At 66.6% G+C, this 476-nt stretch carries 1 pseudogene; it reads right to left on the bottom strand.

Annotated elements, in window-relative coordinates:
• Positions 1 to 476 (bottom strand): annotated as a pseudogene (locus AB4Z46_RS35415) (hypothetical protein); the annotation flags it as partial.

Raw genomic sequence — 476 nt, 5'->3', positions numbered from 1 at the left:
GTTCACCGCTTCGCGGCTGGTTTCGCCCAGCGTACCGTCCTTCACGCCGCTCAGGGTGCGCGCGCCGGCCGTGCCAGTGAAGTCCACCGACGTGCCCGCCTTGTCGCCAGCCACCGTGATCGCCTTGGTCGTCGCGTCCTGCTTCACCAGGCCCACCGAACCGCTGTTCATGTTGTTGGTCAGGTCCRACACCGAGCCTTCGACGGTCGTGACACGGCCGTCGAGCTTGGCGATGGCCGTYGTGTTGCCGGCGATGTTGGTCGTGTTGGTCGCRATGTTGGCCGTGTTGGCCTTCACGTTCTCGTTGGTCGCATGCAGCTGCGAACCGTTCACCGCTTCGCGGCTGGTTTCGCCCAGCGTACCGTCCTTCACGCCGCTCAGGGTGCGCGCGCCGGCCGTGCCAGTGAAGTCCACCGACGTGCCCGCCTTGTCGCCAGCCACCGTGATCGCCTTGGTCGTCGCGTCCTGCTTCACCA

It is taken from the genome of Variovorax sp. M-6 (assembly GCF_052114385.1).
Taxonomy (GTDB): domain Bacteria; phylum Pseudomonadota; class Gammaproteobacteria; order Burkholderiales; family Burkholderiaceae_C; genus Variovorax.
This window is presented reverse-complemented; position numbering and strand designations above follow the sequence as displayed.